The organism is Hymenobacter sp. B1770, from assembly GCF_049896385.1.
Lineage (GTDB): Bacteria > Bacteroidota > Bacteroidia > Cytophagales > Hymenobacteraceae > Hymenobacter.
On sequence record NZ_JAFCUF010000003.1, the window covers coordinates 266115 to 283274 of the forward strand.

The window sequence follows — 17160 nt, forward strand, 5'->3', positions numbered from 1 at the left end:
TCGAGCACCGGCCTTTGCTTTTGCTTAGCGCCTAACCACAAAGTCCAGAGGGGTCATGGTGAGCTTGAGAAAGCACGACATCTTTTTTTTTCACCAGAGCAGGCTTTTCGGTCAGGTCATTATCCGTGGCGGCTTTATTAATCGTCGAAGGAAATTGACATGTTGTGAACTTGCCCGGGCCGGTCGTGGCCAACGAGCTTGCGGTACTTAGCCGCTATCTCGTCCGACTGCTGCTTGCCGTTCACCGTGAATCCTGCGTCGTTGAGTTGAAACTGAAAGCTTTTATCAGTAGCGCCAATCAGGCCATCTTTCCGCAGTTCGTCGCGCAGCGTCTTGGTATCGATGCTGGGGGCCTTTGGGGGCCGGGGCGGGGCCGGAGCATCCGTGGCGCGCGGCGGGGCAGGTGCCTGTGGGGACCTCGGCGCGCGTGGTGGGCTCGGCGGAGTAGGCGGAGTGATGCTGCCCCCGTTAGAGAACATGTTGGTATTGGAGGTGCTGTTGCGGCTCATCACCCACGAACCGGTGGCGCTCATTTTTCGCCCCGTGGTGCTTTCATACAGCTTCATATACTTCTGAAAAACGGCTTCGGGCTGGGTTTTTCCGTCTACTACCAGGCTAGTGGCACTCAGCTTGAGTTGGTAGTTGCTCCGGTCCTTCACCAAGCCGTCCTTCACCAGCTCCGCCATGATGGCTTCCGTCTGCTGGCGGTCACGCTCGGCACGCTCCCGGTCACGCTCAGCACGTTCCCGGTCACGTTCGGCACGCTCCCGGTCGCGTGAAGCGCGGTCACGGTCACGGTCGGCTTGCGCGCGGTCAAGGTCAGCCCGCCTCCGCTCCCGGTCCTGTTGGGTGCGGTTCTGCTCCAACTCCCGCAGTTCCTGCTGCGACTCCCGGATGCGCTCACGCAATTCTTCGCGGCGCTTTTCGCGGATAACTTCTTGCTTGGGGCCGTCCTGCAGCAGCCCCGCATCGTCGCTGATGATGGTGCCTGGAGCCAGTACCTGCACGTCGTTGCCGAAGCGCAGCACCCTTGGGGTGCGGGTTGAGCTTTCAAGTGCTTTCAGCTGCGCCTGCACTTTTGCAAGTTCTTTCTCGATGTCTTTGCGCTCCTTAGAAGTCAAGCTTTTGGCAGCACTGGCTTTGCGAAGGGCACTTTCGGCTGTCTGCAACGACTCGCGCTGACTGCGCAACGATTCGAGTTGGACGCGCAAGGGCTCACCGTCTATAAGAGGTGCAGGGGTAGCCAAACGGTATGTGCGCGTGCGGCCGTCGGGCGCGTGGCGAAGGCTGGGCACAACATCGCGGTATACGGTGTGGTCGCGGAGCGGCGTAAGGGTGCGGTACTCCACGCCGGGCGACCCAGCCCGCCCAAAGTGGGTTACACCACCCTCGCTCCGGTACACAAAGCCCCGCGCCTCGGGTGAGTTCTGCGGCACCACCCGAATAACTTCGAACTCCTGGCCGCCGGTTTGCTTGCCGCCTTTTTCCTTGATTTTGAGCTTGCGCTTGCCCGAACCCGAAACCGGCTCGGTGTCCACGCGCTGGCCGTTCACCAAGAGGTCGGTCAGGCGGCCTTTTTTATCTTTTGTGATAACCACTGTGCCGGGGCTGCCCCGGAAGGTAGGAGGAGCAGGCACATCGCGGCCCGTGACGATGACCGAACGGCTGTTGCTCACCCGCCCGGCCTTGCGCCGGCTTGCCCGGCCCCGCAGAACGGTGTCGCGGCTCACCACAAACGGATACAGACCCGCGTGAGCCGGGGCGAAGTTCCAGCCGGCCGTCGGAGCTGCCACGTCCCAGGCCGGGAGCATTGCCGGTTGGGATGCCAGAACCAACTCATTGACGGGCGAGGCAGAGTCGCAACCCCGCCAGTTGAAGGTTACCGGCTTGCTGAGCGGGGTGGCCGACTGCGATAAAGGGCCAGCCAAGGCCACGCTGCTACCCAATAGCCCCAGCCCTCCCAGCACCAAGGCACCGGCCATAATTCCTTCGGCCAAAGTAGGGGCAGCCGGACGACGCTGCACCAAACGGCGCACCCGGGTTAGCAAGGCTCCGCGGCCACCCATGGCTGCCAGGGCCAGGCGGGGCGAGGCGGGCACCACGGCACTTTGGCTCCACTCGGCCAGGGCCGTGAGGGCACGGGCCAGGCGCAACGAGTCGCCGCCGCAGAGGGCGGTAGCGGTGTCATCGCAGCAGTTTTCGCGCTCGGCGCGCACGCAGTTGGCCACAAACCACACGGCCGGATGGTAGAAAAACAGCACTTCGGCCACGGTTTGCAGCAGGTTCACGAGGTAGTCGCGGCGCAACACATGGGCCAGTTCATGGGCCAGTATGGCTTCTAAGCTAGCGGGCGAAAGGCCGGCCACTACCCCCAGCGGCAGTAAAACCACCGGTCGCAGGTGCCCCACCACCAGCGGCACCTGCACCAGCGCCGACTCCAACAGGGCCACTGGACGGCGCACGCCGCTGCGGGCGGCCAAGGCAGCAAAGCGGGCTTGCCAGGCAGCATTCAGGGGTCGCACCCGGTAGCGCCGCAAGCGCTCCACATACAGCAAGCCGCCCAGCATGCGCAGGCTCATGGCCAGCAGGCCCAACAGCCATGCTACTACCAAAAGTGGCAGGTGGTGGTCGAAGTAGCGCAGCCCGGCGGCCAGCCAGCTTATCGCAGCTGCTCCGCTTGCTTCGCGGGCGCCAGACCGGTCAGGAGCCGCTTGTAGCGGTGCGGTAGCAGGTGCTCCTGGTGCTTCCTCGGCAGTGCGGGCACGGCCAATAGGCGGCGTGCCTGTGCCCAACGTGGCCAGGTATACCGAGTGGCTGGGAGTCACCGGCCGTGCTTTCTCCGTTTTTAAGGGCAAGACCAGCGTGGGCTTCAAGGAGCTGGGCTTGAGCAAAGCATCTGTGCTAGTCCCAGCAGTAAAGTAAAGCCCAAACGTGATGCCTGCCAGCGCCACCACCACGCCCAACGCCCCGGCGGACGCCACGTAGCGGACCTCGGCTCGCTGCCGACGCAGCAATAGCAGCGCCCCAGCCAGCACGGCCGCTACCAGTGCCCCCTGCCACAGCGAGTGCACCAAAGTCCAGCCCAAAGCCCGCATGAGCGCGGGTGAAACGAAATTCTCAAGCGCGTTCATCGTCGTCGGAGTTAGAGGTGGAATTTTGAATTTCAATGTCGTTGAGCAAGCGGCGGATTTGTGCCAGCTCGTCGGCAGAAGTCTGGCGGCTGCCTAGGGCCTGCATCACCAGCTTTAGGGCCGACCCGCCGAAGGTGGCGTCCACGAATTTGTCGAGGAGCAGGCCCTGTGTTTCCTGCTCGCGCACGGCCGCCCGGTACACGTGGCTGCGGTCGGCATCGTCGCGCCGCACCAGCCCTTTTTCCAGCATTAGCTGCAGTATTTTGAGGGTAGTGGTGTAGCCCACTTCGGCCTGGCGGCGTTGGCTGAGGTGGTCGTTGATGGCCCGCACAGTGGCGGGCCCGTGCTGCCAGAGCACGTTTAGGATTTCCAATTCGGCATCCGTAGGTTTGGGGGGCGGTGCTTTGCTCATGCTGGTAAAACGTGAGGTTACTACGAATTATTTCGTAGGATAGAACAAAGATGTTACGAAAGCCTTCGTAGTTGCAACGCATAACTACGAAGACTTTCGTACAAGCAGCTTTGCCAAGGGCAATCACCTGTATCCCAAAGCAATAATTTTCCAAGCAGGAATGTATTCGGGCTGCGCTTCGCTTGCCCTAAGCCTTCGCCTCTTGCTTCCGCCGCTTCTGCACCAGCGTCACCCGAGCCCGTTGGCAGATGCCGCCCAGCGGCGGATTGAACTTGCTCACGCTCACGCGCACCTTCCGCACATGGGGCAATTCAACCATGATGCGGTCGAGCACGCGGTGAGCTACGTGCTCCAGCAGCCGGGCGGGGGCCCGCATTTCTTCGGCCACCATGCGGTACAGCACTTCGTAGTTCACCGTCTGGTGCAGCTTATCCGATTCGCCGGCCGCGAGCAGGTTGGTGGTGATGTAGAGGTCCACGCCGTACTTGTTCCCGATTTTCTGCTCCTCGTCGTAATAGCCGTGAAAAGCAAAAAACTCCAGTCCTTCGAGTGCGATTTGGCCCATGCGGTGGGGGTGAAATAGTAAGCGGATAACAGAATGGGAAGAGCAACGCTTCCCCAGTGTAAGTGGCAACAGCTAAAGCAGCTCCGTTGGCAAAGGTCGGTGCATAAAAAAGAAAGCCTACCGTTCTGGTAGGCTTTCTTTCTATTGCTGAGTGTTTAGAGGGTTGACGCCGTGGGCTAGATTTCGTCGAAGAACGACTTTTCTGCCACTGCCACTGCGGCTTCTGCAGCTACGGGGGCTTCTTTCACGGCTACTTTCTCAGCCGCTGCTGTTTTTTCCATGCCGGGGTGCATGGGCGCGGGCGGGTTGATTTCTGGCCGGTTGGGGCCGATGGGATGAATTTCGGGCCCGGTGGGGTCTATGCGCGGGGCGCCGGGATGCGGCACCTCCGAGGGGTCGGTGGGGTCGACGCGGGGAGCGCCAGGGTTTGGCACGCGGGAAGGCTCGGCCGGGTCGACGTGGGGTGCTGGCGAAATACCGGGGTCTTCGGTCGGGGCATTGGGCCGCTCGATGTCCGGCGTTGGCTCCTGATAAGGGTCGGGCTGCTGGCCGGGCTTCGGGTTATAAGCCAAGGTCTGGCTGATTTCGCCCTTGGGCTCGGGCTGGGCGATACGGGCCGCGGACTGCGACACCGGGCGCTCAAAAGTTGCGGGCGCGGCAGCGGCTACCGCGGCGGCCGAAGAAAGAGCGGAAGAAGAAGTAACCTGCATAGCGGGAATGGGCTCGGGTAGGGGTTCAACGACCGGTTCTTTCGGACGTTCTACCTGTACGCGCGCCGCACGAGAAAGGATGGCCGCCGTGCTGCCCTTGGGCCGGTTGCGGGCCTTCTCCACCTTGTCCAGGGCATCGGAAGCGAGGTGGTGCAGGTCGCGGGCGAGGCTGTCGAGTTGTTGCTCCAGGCGCTGGCACTCCTGGCCTAGGCCGGTTACCTCGCGCTGCATTTCCGACACCGTTTTCTCGGCCTGCTGGTAGGCTTCCTCCACCACCATGCGGGCGCGCTGGCGGGCCTCGCTCAGCAGTTGCTCGGCTTGAAATTGAGCTTCGCGAATGCGCAAATCAGCATCGCGCGAGGCTTGCTCGGTGATGTTGTTGCTGGTGTCTTCGGCTGTTTTCAAGGTGCGGTAGAGGCTGCTTTCCACCTCGCGCATCTTCTGCACGTCCTGCTGGGCGTGCTCCAGCTTCAGGCGCAGCTCGCGGTTTTCATCGCCCAACCGCTCCCACTGCTGAGAAATCGTGTTCAGGAATGCTTGCACCTCGTCCTTATCTATCCCGCGGAAGGATTTTTCAAACGTTTTTTGGCGGATATCGAGGGCGGTAATTTTCATTTTAGTAAGTATCAATGCTGGGTTGCCAGGGAGTTATTGCGCGCATCAGGCAGGGGCTTGTTGAACCCTACTTCCTGACAACGAACAACTGACAACTATGCGTCTATTTCCCATATGGCTAAGCTACGGTCGTCGCTACACGAAACTAGCCGGTTTTCGGCGCCCGGCCAAACGAGGCGGTTCACCGAAGTACCGTGTCCGGCTGCCCGCGCCCTGTCCAGCACGCGCAGCAAGGTCATGGTGCGCGCATCCCAGAGCTTAATGCTCTTATCGAGGCTGCATGAGGCCAGGAACCGGCCATCGGGACTAAAGGCCAGGTGGTTGATGGTGTACATGTGGGCGGGCACGGTGCTGACCAGGGCATAGCCCGCCGCCACGTCCCAGCTCCGGATTTGGGCGTCGCGCCCGGCCGTAAAAAGCTCCGTGCCATCGGGCGAATACGCAACCGAAAAAACTGAATTGGTGCTTTCGCCCAACGTGAACCTGGTTTCCAGCGAATCGAGGTCAAGAATGCGGGTAAGGGTGTCGGAGCTACCCACGGCCAGCTCGCCGCGGCCTTCGTGCAAGGCCAGGCAGCGCAGGCTTTTGTCGGTAATGCGCAGAAGTTTTTCCAGCTTAAACTCCGGCACCGAGAGCACGGCCAGCGTGCCATCGCCGAGGGCTACGTACAGGCGCTGCCGGCTTTCGGAAAAGACTATCTCGAAGATGGCCACCGGGGGCAGCGCTGTGGCATGCGCCAGCTGCCGCTGTGCCAGGTCGATGGCTTGAATGCCCTGAAAATTGTGCCCCAGCACCAGTAAATTCAGCGCCGGCAGGTGCCGCAGTGCGTACACTGAATTTTGAACACGGGCCAGCAGCACGCCGTCTTGGGCGGGCTGGGCAGTGTCCCAACCCACCACCATGCCATCGGCGCTTCCCGAATAAATGGTGCTGGCCGAGCCGCCCGTGAGGGCGTATACCGCGTCGCGGTGGCCAGCCAGGGTGGCAATTTTGGTAACGGGGGGGCGGAAAATCTCGGACATACGGGCGATGCAAAGGTAGCTTCGCCGCCTATTGTTCGTTAGCAGCGGCTCGTGGTCGACGGCACGCTGCCAGGAAATGGCCACTTCTCTACCAACCCAACAACCGACGCTCTGCCCATGCCACTCCACTCCCTCCAGCACCTCTCCCCTACTGCCGTGCTCGGCTTGTGGCAGCTCACAGAAAGCTCAATTGAGTTGTGGAAACAGCTACCGCAGGCCGCCGCCTACGAGGCCTTGATGCCCACCACGGCCGACACAACCCGCCAAACGCAGTGGCTGGCGGGTCGGGCGTTGGCCCACACCCTGCTGCAGGAATTGACTGTTGCCACGGCGGACCGTTTGGTGGTGCACAACGATGCTACCGGCCGGCCGTGGCTGGCGGGCGCAGCCCACGATTTAACCTTGTCTTTGTCGCACTCCGGGGTGTGGGTAGCGGCGGTGCTGGTCGCGGGCGGCCGGGCGGGCGTCGACGTTGAAATGATTCGCGATAAGGCCCAGCGGCTGGCCGTCAAATTTTTGAATACCAATGAGTGGAACGATGCCGCCGCTGTTGCCCTCGCCACACCCGAAGCAACCAGCACTCATTACACCCGCCTGTGGAGTGCTAAGGAGACGCTTTACAAGCTGGCCGCGCAACGCGGCATCATTTTCAAGAAGCAACTCTTGCTAGGTACTTTCGTTCCCGCTGAATCCGGCGAAATCCCCGCAACGTTGGTATTGGACGGCGCCGAGACGCGGCACTGCATTTGCTATTGCCAGCCGTCGCCGGGCTACGTCCTCACGTATTGTCATGAATCATTCACGTAGCCTGCGGCGCATTCCTGCAATCATGCCTTACCTTACCGCCATGTCCTTCCGCCGAATTACTATCATCGCTGCCATAGCCCTGCTGTTTGGCACGCTGGCAATGGGTGTGGCCCGTGCCCAAACCGGTACCGTTACCGACTTCACCCTCAAAACTGCTGCCAACGCCGATGTGGCCCTCAAAAGCTACGCCGGCAACAAGGCTGTGGTGGTGGTGTTCCTAAACCCTGCCTGCGCTTTTTCCCGCCTGTATCAGGAGCGGCTGGCCTCCCTGAGTAACAGCTACCGCAGCCGAGGCGTGGAGTTTCTATTCATCAACGTCCCCATTAACCTTGACGCCCCCGGCACCGCCGCCCCCGGCGAAGTAGAGCTGCCCACCCTCACCGATGCTAGCCAGCAAGTAAGCAACCTGCTGGGCGTGAGCAAAACCGCCGAGGCCGTGGTGCTGCAGCCCACCCCTGGCGGCTTCGCAATTCGCTACCGCGGCGCCATCGACGACAACCCCCAGATGGCCGGCAGTGTACAACAGCCCTACCTAAAGCAAGTGCTGGACAACGTGCTGGCCGGCCGCCCCGCTGGCGTGTCTGATAAGCGGGCTGCGGGCTGCTTGATTAAGCGGTAAGCGGCTCCTGTCATTGCGAGCACAGCGAAGCAATCGGTCCTGGTCTTAGCGACCAACCTTATAATGTGACAAAGCCCTGGCTCTGCGCAGAGCCAAGGCTTTTTGTTTAATTGAATTGCCTAGTTATTACAGGACGGATTGACGCCGCTTGATGCGCGGAATGTCGTGCCGCCTTGCAATGACAGGCGGTGCCTTGCGGTTCGTTACTCCAGAATACTCAGCAGCACTGCTACCTCCGCCGCTTTCCCAGGCTCCTGCAGCTTCTCGAAGCTCATCTGCAAGTTGCGCAGGGCGCGGCGTACGATGTCCAGATTGGTGCAGGGCTCGAAAAACATCGGATTTGACGAAATATTGAGTTGGCTCACGTAGTGCTCGATATCAGTGCGCGAAAGCACTAGGCCGCGGTTGTAGCAGTTGATGTAGAACGGCTCGGCACCCGGCAGTTCGGGGCGGAAGGTGAGCACGAACAGATTGGGCAGGTTTACGCCAAAAACCGGCAGATGCAGGCGGTCGGCCACGAGCAGGTAAATCACGCACAGCGTGAGCGGGTTGCCGCGCTTGGTTTCTATCACGCGCTGCAGCATGGAGTTGGCCGGCGAGTGAAAATGCTGGGTGTTGGCCGCAAACTTGTGCACCCGGAACATAATGTGGTTCATCACCTGCACCTGGTCGGCGGGGTGCATTCCGGGACGCATAGCCGTCCAGGCCTCAAAACGGAGCTGCTCGATGGCACGGTTCAGGGCCTGCAGGTCGGCATCGGGGTATTGGTAGGTATTCAGCAACCACATGCCCTCCAGCAAGTCGGTGGCGCCGGCTTCGCGCCACACGCGCAGGCGCTGCTGCAAGCCCTCAAACTGCAGGTGGTGTATCAGGTCTTCCAGGCGCTGCTGCTGCTGGGCGTCCAGGGTTTCTTCCCACGACTCCTCCAGAAAGGGAATGATGCTTTCCCCCAGATTCTGAATTTTGTCCTGGATTTGGGGCGCCACCTCCGGGTCGTCGAGCAGCGAGATAAGGGCTTTAATTTCTTTGTTTGTCATTGCACAGGAAGAAGGGCAGGGCAAATTTACGCCGGGCATCCATTTCTAGCCTCTTCGCGCCTTTTTCAACGTTTCTGCTACCGAAACAAGTTCGTTTTGGCCATTTCCAGAAGCTCGCCTCCGCGGCCGTCCATCAGCGCCTTCATGGCATAGAGGCTGAAGCCGCCGGCCTGCTTGGCGTTGACGCTGGGCGGCATGCTTAGCTCCTGGCGCTTTACCACGGCATCAACCAGCGCGGGGCCGTCGTGGGCCAGGGCTTCACGCAGCACGCTTTCCAACTGGCCCGGGTCGCTCACGCGGAAGCCCCGCAAGCCGGCCGCCTGGGCCAACGCGCCAAAATCGGGGTTGTCCAGCTCGGTGCCGTATTCCAGAATGCCGGCGGCTTTCATCTCCAGTTCCACGAAGCCAAGGGATGAATTGTTGAAAACAATGATTTTGACCGGAATTTTGTGCTGCCGAATGGTTAGCAGCTCGCTGAGCAGCATGGCCAGGCCGCCGTCGCCGCACAGCGCCACCACTTGCCGGTGTGGCTGGGCCAGCGCCGCCCCGTAGGCCTGCGAAACGGCATTGGCCATGCTGCCGTGCACAAACGAGCCGATGAGGCTGCGCCGACCGTTCATGTGCAGGTAGCGCGCCGCCCAGATGGTGGGCGTGCCCACGTCGCAGGTAAAAACGGCGTCTTCGCTGGCCAGTTCGTCCAGTAGTCGGGCCACGTGCTGGGGGTGCAGGCTGGTGTCGCCGGGCTCGCCGGTGGCCAGCTCGGCCAGGCTTTCTTCGTCGGCGCGGTGGCGTTCCTGGGCTTCCGTCAGGTGGTCGGAGTTGTTGCGGGGCGTGAGGCGCGGCAGCAAGGCCCGCAGGGTAGCGGCCACGTCGCCCACCAGCCCGATTTCCACGCGGGTGCGGCGGCCAATGTGCTCGGCGCGGTTGTCTACCTGCACCACACGGGCATCGTCGGGCAGAAACTGCCGGTACGGAAAGTCGGTGCCGAGCATCAGCACGGTGTCGGCATCCAGGAGGGCGTGGTAGCCGGCGGGCATGCCCAGCAATCCGGTCAGGCCCACGTCGTAGGGGTTGTTGGGCTCCACAAATTCCTTACCGCGCAGGGCGTGCACCACGGGCGCGTGCAAGGCCGCGGCCGTTTGCAGCAGCTCGGTGTGGGCTTCGGCGCAGCCAATCCCCGCCAGGATGGTCACCTTCTCGCCAGCGTTGAGCAGCTCGGCGGCCTGGCGGATATCGGCCTCGGAAGGATGCAGGGCGCTGCGGCGGCCCAGCGTTGGCAGCCGCACCTCGGGGGCTTCGGTCTTGAGCTCGGCCACATCGCCGGGAAATACCACCACGGCCACTCCCCGGTTGCCAAGCGCGGCGGTCACGGCGCTTTCTATGGTGCGCACGGCCTGCTCGGGCACCGATATCAACTCACAGTAATGGCTGCATTCTTGAAACAGCCGCTCGGGGTGGGTTTCCTGAAAATAGCCGGTTCCAATTTCTGCGCTCGGAATTTGGGCTGCCAGGGCCAGCACGGGCACGCGGCTGCGGTGGCAGTCAAACAAACCGTTGATGAGATGGGTGTTGCCGGGCCCGCACGAGCCGGCGCACACCGCAAGGTCGCCGGTGAGGTACGCCTCGGCGCCGGCAGCAAAAGCGCCGCCTTCCTCGTGGCGAACGCCGATAAACTCGATGCCCTCGCGCGCCCGAATGGTTTCGGTAATGCCGTTCAGCGAGTCGCCCACCACGCCAAATACGCGCTTGACACCGGCGGCCTGCAAGGTGTCGATAATGATTTCAGCAACGGATTTATTAGCCATAAGAATAGAATTAGTCCTACTAGCTGTACGCAAAAGCAAAAGGCCCGACAGGTTTTGCCTGGTGTTTTTGTGTTTCGTGTTCCCTCACGTGCCTACCGTAGGCCGCCTCTCCTACCGCACCCGGCCCATTAGCGACGTACCGGACATTGCTACCCAGGCACTGCCATAGCCAAACTCCCGGAAATTAACTAAGGCCCATAGGCACCAGCCACCGACCAGTCAGGACATTAAAAAACCTCATCCAATTAGAATGAGGTAGTTGCCGAAGAAATGAGGTCATTAATACAATGGGAATGCTGCGTTACCCAGTTGGTCGAACCCACCCTGATGCAGTGAGCGGACGCTAGGCTCCTTCCATTGCTGGTCTATTTTTAGTAATTTGTCCGGGTTGCGCCCCCCGGGCTCTGCCAGGGAAAGCCTGTAGCTGATGTTGGCGTCGCGGCTGGTTACTCCCACTGCTTTTTCCCGATTTTTAGCAGAGCGATGGTCGGCATACTCCGCCTCTTTTATCCTGGCAAAATCGTGCAGCCTGCGGGCTTGCGCCAGTGGCAAATAGCCCATGATTTCAGTAACCTTCGCTGTTCTCACGGTGATGCTGGTACTGGCGATGTTTTCGACGAACTGCATGGTCAATACGTCCTGCCACAAATATGCTTTAAACTCCATGTTCAAGCCAAAATTTCGCAAGCGGCAGAAAATAACGCGCAGCTGCGTCACGGCCACACAATCAGGAAAGGCGTTGAACAACGGCTTTTGCTGCACTGCTACATACTCGATTTCCTCCCCAGCGGCGAGCAGGGTGGTAACGTTGCCCATCAGTTTCTCAACTGTTTCAGGGTCTTGTCCTTCAGTCAAATAATCAGCACGCGGGACCATTATAATAGATACGAGGTTTGGGAGGAAATGGTAGCGCTTGGGCTATTACAATTTTTAATAAGTATCATTGATACATCCCTCGTTTCCGTGCTTCTAGCGCATGAGTTGCCATTTTTCTTCGTCTGACGGGCCTGCGTTCTTAAACAAGACCCCGCATTTCGTTTACAATCAGAGGCCAAAAGGGTTAACACCTGTATGGTCGAGAATAAAAGCTGCTGACAGGGCTCTAGACAAGTAGTACAAAGGTGAATCGACGGCGGCCACCAACGCAAAGGCCAAAATTTTCTTTTTTTATTTGACTTTACACCTACATTCTGCCGAGTGCCTCAAATTTCACCCCATCTACATACTGCCCTTCGCAACGCGGTTGCGGCCCGCTTTGGGCAACCATTGCTTTATCCGAGTCATTGCGATGCACTGGAAGCAGAGCTTCTAAAAGCCGGGGGCACGTGCACGCGACGTCTGAGTCCAAGCACATTGCGGCGGTTCTTCGGGCTTGTGGATAAAGAGGGCGGCTACCACTTGCACACCCTCGACACCCTGGCACGCTACGCTGGCCACGGCAACTTTGCTGATTTTGGGCGCGCCGTGTCCAGCCTTGTGGGGTCTGAACCAGCCGCGCTGGGCGTTCCCACCGATATTCCGGAGCTTCTGGCCATGGAGCGACTTTCTTACCCCGAGCGCTTGCTGCTGGGCTATTTCCTGGGGCGCGTGTCGCGCCCCTCCGACCCCAGGGGCATAGCCAGCCCGCTGGCGCTCCGGCTGGCCGCTCACCCTGCCGGCCAAGAGTTTTTTGTAGAGTCGTTTGTGGACTTGGCTCACCTCAACGGGGCCTATGGCGAAGTACTGCGGGAATACCTGCGGCATAAGCAAACCGCCGAAGCTAAGCTATTCGGAAATTGCGCGCTCTTCCTGGGCGAGTTCCTGGCGGAAGACGAAGCTGCCTGGCGCAATCGGCTGCCGGAGCTGCTGGCCCTGCCCGTGCCCGCAGAAGTGCATGCCTTTCCGCGGGGCCGGCGCGCCTTCACTGAGTTGGTAGTGGCCTGGCACGACGCTCCTCATCAGGCGCTGCCGGCCGCAACGTTGGCCCGGCTTCGCTTCGAAGCAGCCACGGCGCCGCGAGCTTTGGCCCCCGCACCGGCGCTGCCCGCTTTCTACAATCACTTTCCGGCCGGGCACCATTTCTTCGTGGCCGAAGCTTTGTTTCTAACGGGACAGTTTGGCCCGCTGCTGGAGTGGTTGGAGTTTACGCAGCTCGAATTCCCCCAGCTGGCTACTCTGGAACAAAACGTATTCAACGAACTGCTCCGCGCGTTCCGCGCCGTGGCCGAGTTGAACACCGGCCATTCTCGCCCCGGCAGCGTGGGGATGCATTCGCTCTTTCAAATAGAAAGCCACAGCTGGCTACTCGACTACTACCAGGTGCATATCTGGCTTGTAGAACTGCACCTGGCTGACAAAACAGATGCCGCCGAAATCACGCGGCTTCAAAATAAAGTAGAGGAATTTTCAGCCCTGCACAGTATGTCATTCTTCAACCGGGTGGCGCGGCAAATAGTAGCCGGTTCCTAAAAGCGCGGCTACTACGTTCCCGAAATAGCCGCGCTCAACCAGTTTAAGTTGGCTTCAGAATTTGTCCTTCTAAGCCAGAAGCTACACCTTCACGGGCTTGCCCTTACGGGCCGATTCGTAGATGGCCATAATCAGCTTGATGTCGCGCAGGCCTTCCTCGCCAGGGGTTTTGGGCGTTTTGTTTTGGAGCACGCACTCAGCCATGTGGTCGAGTTCGGCGGCAAACTGATTGCCTTCCTTGATGCTGGGCTTCATCTCACCATCGGCTTTGCCAATGGTCATGTTGTGCTTGTAGTAGTCGGTAGCGGGGTCGAGGTCGAGATACGCTTTGTCGCCGAAGGCCCGGAACCGCTTCACCCCCTCAATGCTGTAGGCACTGGTGCAGGTGGCCAGCACGCCGCTGGGGAAGCGGAGGGTGAAATGAATCTGGTCTTCCACTTCCTTGAAGCGCGGGTCGGAGCGGTCGGTCGACTCCATGGCCATTACTCCACGGGCTCTTCGCCGGTGAGGTAGCGGGCGGCATTGAGGGAGTAGATGCCAATGTCCATGAGCGAGCCGCCGCCGGCCAGTTTTTTCACCACGCGCCATTCGTCGGCCTTGTCTTCGGTAGGCTTCACCTGCCGGCCGTGGTCGGAGGTGACGTAGCGGAGCTTGCCCAACTCGCCTTTCTTAATACGGTCGATGGCCTCCAGGTTGAAAGGCTCGAACTGGGCACGGTAAGCCACCATGAGCTGTTTGCCGGCCTTGCGGCAGGCGTCAATCATGCGCTGGCACTCGGCTACGGTGTTGGCCATCGGCTTCTCGGTAAGCACGTGTTTGCCGGCCTGGGCGGCCCGCACCACGTACTCGGCGTGCATGCCCGGGGGCAGCACCACGTAGACCACATCCACGGCCGGGTTGTCCTTGATGCTGTCGAAATTCTGGTAGCTGTAGCAGCTCTTGGCATCCACGCTGTACTCTTTGGCCAGCTGCTGCATCTTACCCGGCGAGCCACTCACCAGCGCTGTGATTTTCGCGTGCTTGCTTTCCTTGAAAGCGGGCATCATTTGCTCGGTGGCATACTTGCCGAGGCCTACAATGGCAAAACCAATCTTGCGCTGGTCGTCGTTTTGAGTTAGGGAGGCTGACATAGGGAGTGCAATGGCCGGGCCGGCAATAGCCGCAGTGGCGGCCGTCAGGCCCGCCTGCCGCAGAAACTGACGGCGGGAATTGGTATGGTTAGAGTCGGTAGACATCAGGCAGGCATTGAATAGCGCTGCCTGTGGAAACGAGCGGAACTGTAGTGGCGTTGCGTTTGAGATGTAATCGTAACACAGGCACTTGCTAAAAATTCATACCAACTCAAGACACAATACCCAGCTATACGGCACTGGGCGCAGGTGGCATTTTCTCCGGTGGCACAGCTATTATTTTACCGTCGCGGGAGATGATGACTGGACTCTGCTTGTACTTCTTGAAAGCGAGCGTCTATTGGCGCGAGTTTAGCAGAGCGTAACTCGTACCTAGCATTCAGGCGAGGCTGTGTCTCGCATTAGTACATCTCTGAAGAATGACAGCATGACTTGGTGCCTCCATTGAAGCTCTACCCTGCTGCCAGCAACTCGTGGAGCCGCGCCAGCATCAGCCGGGGCCCGCTTGGATACTGATCGTTTCGGGCTGGAAAGGGAAAGACCCCGGGCTATTTCGTCGGCATTCACGAACTCGCGGCAATTCAGTAGGCTGGGCAGCTAAGTGAAGGCGGCGGTGGTTTTGCCCGCCCCGTTTTAGCCGGGAAGGAGGCAGAGTGTTTACATGGCAGTATTTGGCTTAAACCAAATCTATCCCATCAGCCACAATTTCAACTCCCATCGTTCGCCAACTTCTTAGAATCTTGACAAATAGCTGGCTTTGTGCATGCGAATCTGCAAGAAAAGCAACGACGATAGGAGGTTTTCCTGCTATCGGATAAAAACTAATGATGTTGCCACTTCCATCCCTAACATACCTTCCAATAGGTTGGCCTCGATAGCTGCTGAATTTCACCTCAACACGTTGTAAAACCAAGGCTTGAAGCTCATGCTCCTCTACCCCTTTCATCTTAATACTTTGCTCACTTATTTCAAGCCGCCCCCGGGTTTAGTATAACGCTACTCCTGATGCTGTGGCTGCCATAGAACAAATCAGAAAACCCAACAATAGAATTGCAGAGAATGGGAGCGCAAACCGCCACTGCGGCACAACTAGGCACACTGCTCCCACTCCCAGGCTAATTATCATAGCCCACTCTAGCCAGCGGTATAATGACTTCTTTCCTCCTTGGATCAAGAAGCTGGTTTTAATCATTACCTCACACCTGAATAACCCCCACATTGTACGCCTTCTCAATTGGCGCATGGTTCGCCGCCGCAATCCCCTCCGAAATCACCCGACGCGTTTCCAACGGGTCAATCACAGCATCGACCCAAAGTCGGGCCGCGGCGTAGTAGGGCGATAACTGCTCCTCATACCGCGCCTTGATGCGGTCCAGCAGTTCCTTCTCTGCCTCCGGAGTAATCACTTCCCCCTTGGCTTTCAGAGAAGCTACCTGAATCTGCAGCAGCGTGTTGGCCGCCGCAGCGCCGCTCATTACCGCGAGCTGTGCCGTAGGCCAAGCCACAATGAGGCGCGGGTCGTAAGCCTTGCCGCACATAGCGTAATTGCCGGCACCATAGCTGTTGCCTACGATAACCGTGAACTTGGGCACCACCGAATTGGCCATGGCATTTACCATCTTGGCGCCGTCCTTAATAATGCCGCCTTGCTCGGAGGCTGAGCCTACCATGAAGCCCGATACGTCGTGCAGAAACACCAGCGGGATACGCTTCTGGTTGCAGTTCATGATGAAGCGGGCGGCTTTGTCGGCTGAGTCGGAGTAGATGACGCCGCCCATCTGCATGCCGGTTTTCTTGCTCTTCACAATCTTGCGCTGGTTGGCCACGATGCCCACAGCCCATCCATCGATGCGGGCCAGGCCGCAGATGAGCGTCTGGCCGTAGAGGTCCTTGTAGGGTTCAAACTCCGAGTTGTCGACCAAGCGATTGATGATGTCCATCATATCGTAGGGCTTTACCCGGTCGGAGGGCAGCAAGCCGTAGATTTCCTGCTCGTCCTGCGCGGGCTTGGTTGGGGCTACGCGGCTGAAGCCTGCCGTAGCCTGCCCACCCATCTTGTCGAAAATGTTGCGGATGTGGTCGAGGCACTCCTCGTCGGTTTCGAACTTGTAGTCCGTCACGCCCGAGATTTCGGAGTGCATGCTCGCGCCGCCCAGAGCCTCGTTGTCGATGGTTTCGCCAATGGCCGACTTCACCAGATAAGAACCGGCCAGGAACACCGAGCCAGTGCCGTTCACTATCATGGCCTCGTCGCTCATGATGGGCAGGTAGGCGCCACCGGCCACGCAAGGCCCCATAATGGCTGAAATCTGCACAATGCCCATGCTGCTCATCACCGCGTTGTTGCGGAAGATGCGGCCGAAGTGCTCCTTGTCCGGAAAAATCTCATCTTGCATGGGCAGGTACACGCCGGCCGAATCGACGAGGTAGATGATGGGCAGCTTGTTTTCGATGCTGATTTCCTGGGCCCGCAGGTTCTTTTTGGCGGTAATGGGAAACCAGGCGCCGGCCTTCACGGTAGCGTCGTTGGCCACTACCACGCACTGCCGCCCCTGCACGTAGCCGATAACTACCACCACGCCGCCACCGGGGCAGCCACCCTCCTCCTGGTACATGCCCTCGCCCGCAAAGGCGCCGATTTCAACCGTGGCGGCTCCTTCGTCCAGCAGGTAGGCAATGCGCTCGCGGGCGGTGAGCTTGCCTTTGGCTTTGTGGGCGGCAATGCGCTTCTCGCCCCCGCCGAGGGATACTTTCTGAAACTTCTGACTGAGTTTAAAGCTGAGTTGCTTGAGTTGGTCTTCGTTGCGGTTGAACTCGACGTTCATAAGGGGATGGTGGTGGGATTTTGGAAGAATGAGC

Annotated in this window: 15 protein-coding genes; 3 read left to right on the forward strand and 12 right to left on the reverse strand. The window is 59.6% G+C overall.

Annotated elements, in window-relative coordinates; translation table 11 throughout:
• Positions 1–137: 137 nt before the first annotated feature.
• From ACP7AJ_RS07940 to ACP7AJ_RS07960, 5 genes are all read right to left on the reverse strand, one after another.
• Positions 138–3131: a M56 family metallopeptidase gene (locus tag ACP7AJ_RS07940; RefSeq protein ID WP_426059655.1), complete on the reverse strand. Its 2994-nt coding sequence runs from the start codon at positions 3129–3131 to the stop codon at positions 138–140.
• Positions 3118–3543, reverse strand: a complete 426-nt coding sequence (locus tag ACP7AJ_RS07945; protein ID WP_426059656.1) for a BlaI/MecI/CopY family transcriptional regulator — start codon at positions 3541–3543, stop codon at positions 3118–3120. Before ACP7AJ_RS07945 ends, ACP7AJ_RS07940 begins: the two co-directional genes overlap by 14 nt.
• 187 nt (positions 3544–3730) lie before the next feature.
• Complete coding sequence (folB, locus tag ACP7AJ_RS07950; protein ID WP_426059657.1) at positions 3731–4108, reverse strand: dihydroneopterin aldolase; 378 nt, start codon at positions 4106–4108, stop codon at positions 3731–3733.
• Positions 4109–4284: 176 nt separating this feature from the next.
• Positions 4285–5433, reverse strand: a complete 1149-nt coding sequence (locus ACP7AJ_RS07955) for a DivIVA domain-containing protein (RefSeq protein WP_426059658.1) — start codon at positions 5431–5433, stop codon at positions 4285–4287.
• 95 nt (positions 5434–5528) lie between these two features.
• Positions 5529–6455, reverse strand: coding sequence for a WD40 repeat domain-containing protein (locus ACP7AJ_RS07960; RefSeq protein ID WP_426059659.1), 927 nt, complete (start codon positions 6453–6455; stop codon positions 5529–5531).
• A 117-nt stretch (positions 6456–6572) separates the two neighbouring features.
• On the opposite strand from ACP7AJ_RS07960, the gene ACP7AJ_RS07965 reads away from it, so the two are divergent.
• Entirely contained in the window at positions 6573–7262 is a 690-nt protein-coding gene (locus ACP7AJ_RS07965) for a 4'-phosphopantetheinyl transferase family protein (protein ID WP_426059660.1), read from the forward strand.
• Positions 7263–7284: 22 nt separating this feature from the next.
• Positions 7285–7881, forward strand: coding sequence for a redoxin domain-containing protein (locus tag ACP7AJ_RS07970; RefSeq protein WP_426059661.1), 597 nt, complete (start codon positions 7285–7287; stop codon positions 7879–7881).
• A gap of 203 nt (positions 7882–8084) precedes the next feature.
• Here ACP7AJ_RS07970 and ACP7AJ_RS07975 read toward each other — a convergent pair whose 3' ends face one another.
• The 3 genes from ACP7AJ_RS07975 to ACP7AJ_RS07985 form a co-directional block, all read right to left on the reverse strand.
• Positions 8085–8918 carry a transglutaminase-like domain-containing protein gene (locus ACP7AJ_RS07975; protein ID WP_426059662.1) on the reverse strand — a complete coding sequence of 278 codons (834 nt, stop codon included), beginning with the start codon at positions 8916–8918 and terminating at the stop codon, positions 8085–8087.
• A gap of 77 nt (positions 8919–8995) precedes the next feature.
• Positions 8996–10723, reverse strand: coding sequence for a ubiquinone-dependent pyruvate dehydrogenase (poxB, locus tag ACP7AJ_RS07980; RefSeq protein WP_426059663.1), 1728 nt, complete (start codon positions 10721–10723; stop codon positions 8996–8998).
• 279 nt (positions 10724–11002) lie between these two features.
• A complete protein-coding gene (locus ACP7AJ_RS07985) occupies positions 11003–11599 on the reverse strand; it encodes a PH domain-containing protein (RefSeq protein WP_426059664.1) in 597 nt (198 codons plus the stop codon).
• A gap of 498 nt (positions 11600–12097) precedes the next feature.
• On the opposite strand from ACP7AJ_RS07985, the gene ACP7AJ_RS07990 reads away from it, so the two are divergent.
• Complete coding sequence (locus ACP7AJ_RS07990; RefSeq protein ID WP_426059665.1) at positions 12098–13171, forward strand: hypothetical protein; 1074 nt, start codon at positions 12098–12100, stop codon at positions 13169–13171.
• Positions 13172–13252: 81 nt separating this feature from the next.
• Here the strand turns inward: ACP7AJ_RS07990 and ACP7AJ_RS07995 are convergent, their stop codons facing one another.
• The 4 genes from ACP7AJ_RS07995 to ACP7AJ_RS08010 all read right to left on the reverse strand — a co-directional run bounded on the left by ACP7AJ_RS07995 (position 13253) and on the right by ACP7AJ_RS08010 (position 17126).
• Positions 13253–13648 (reverse strand): Gfo/Idh/MocA family oxidoreductase, encoded by a 396-nt coding sequence (locus ACP7AJ_RS07995; protein ID WP_426059666.1) that lies wholly within the window; start codon positions 13646–13648, stop codon positions 13253–13255.
• A 5-nt stretch (positions 13649–13653) separates the two neighbouring features.
• On the reverse strand, positions 13654–14406 hold the full coding sequence (locus tag ACP7AJ_RS08000) for a Gfo/Idh/MocA family protein (protein WP_426059667.1): 753 nt from the start codon (positions 14404–14406) through the stop codon (positions 13654–13656).
• A gap of 571 nt (positions 14407–14977) precedes the next feature.
• Positions 14978–15247 carry a hypothetical protein gene (locus ACP7AJ_RS08005; RefSeq protein WP_426059668.1) on the reverse strand — a complete coding sequence of 90 codons (270 nt, stop codon included), beginning with the start codon at positions 15245–15247 and terminating at the stop codon, positions 14978–14980.
• A 250-nt stretch (positions 15248–15497) separates the two neighbouring features.
• Entirely contained in the window at positions 15498–17126 is a 1629-nt protein-coding gene (locus tag ACP7AJ_RS08010) for an acyl-CoA carboxylase subunit beta (protein WP_426059669.1), read from the reverse strand.
• Positions 17127–17160 lie beyond the last annotated feature (34 nt).

Coding starts and splice junctions, on each gene's coding strand:
- ACP7AJ_RS07960 (WP_426059659.1), bottom strand. CDS start 6,455: ATGTCCGAGATTTTCCGCCCCCCCGTTACCAAAATTGCCACCCTGGCT.
- ACP7AJ_RS07975 (WP_426059662.1), bottom strand. CDS start 8,918: ATGACAAACAAAGAAATTAAAGCCCTTATCTCGCTGCTCGACGACCCG.
- ACP7AJ_RS08005 (WP_426059668.1), bottom strand. CDS start 15,247: ATGAAAGGGGTAGAGGAGCATGAGCTTCAAGCCTTGGTTTTACAACGT.
- ACP7AJ_RS07945 (WP_426059656.1), bottom strand. CDS start 3,543: ATGAGCAAAGCACCGCCCCCCAAACCTACGGATGCCGAATTGGAAATC.
- ACP7AJ_RS07970 (WP_426059661.1), top strand. CDS start 7,285: ATGCCTTACCTTACCGCCATGTCCTTCCGCCGAATTACTATCATCGCT.
- poxB (WP_426059663.1), bottom strand. CDS start 10,723: ATGGCTAATAAATCCGTTGCTGAAATCATTATCGACACCTTGCAGGCC.
- folB (WP_426059657.1), bottom strand. CDS start 4,108: ATGGGCCAAATCGCACTCGAAGGACTGGAGTTTTTTGCTTTTCACGGC.
- ACP7AJ_RS07995 (WP_426059666.1), bottom strand. CDS start 13,648: ATGGAGTCGACCGACCGCTCCGACCCGCGCTTCAAGGAAGTGGAAGAC.
- ACP7AJ_RS07955 (WP_426059658.1), bottom strand. CDS start 5,433: ATGAAAATTACCGCCCTCGATATCCGCCAAAAAACGTTTGAAAAATCC.
- ACP7AJ_RS08010 (WP_426059669.1), bottom strand. CDS start 17,126: ATGAACGTCGAGTTCAACCGCAACGAAGACCAACTCAAGCAACTCAGC.
- ACP7AJ_RS07965 (WP_426059660.1), top strand. CDS start 6,573: ATGCCACTCCACTCCCTCCAGCACCTCTCCCCTACTGCCGTGCTCGGC.
- ACP7AJ_RS07985 (WP_426059664.1), bottom strand. CDS start 11,599: ATGGTCCCGCGTGCTGATTATTTGACTGAAGGACAAGACCCTGAAACA.
- ACP7AJ_RS08000 (WP_426059667.1), bottom strand. CDS start 14,406: ATGTCTACCGACTCTAACCATACCAATTCCCGCCGTCAGTTTCTGCGG.
- ACP7AJ_RS07940 (WP_426059655.1), bottom strand. CDS start 3,131: ATGAACGCGCTTGAGAATTTCGTTTCACCCGCGCTCATGCGGGCTTTG.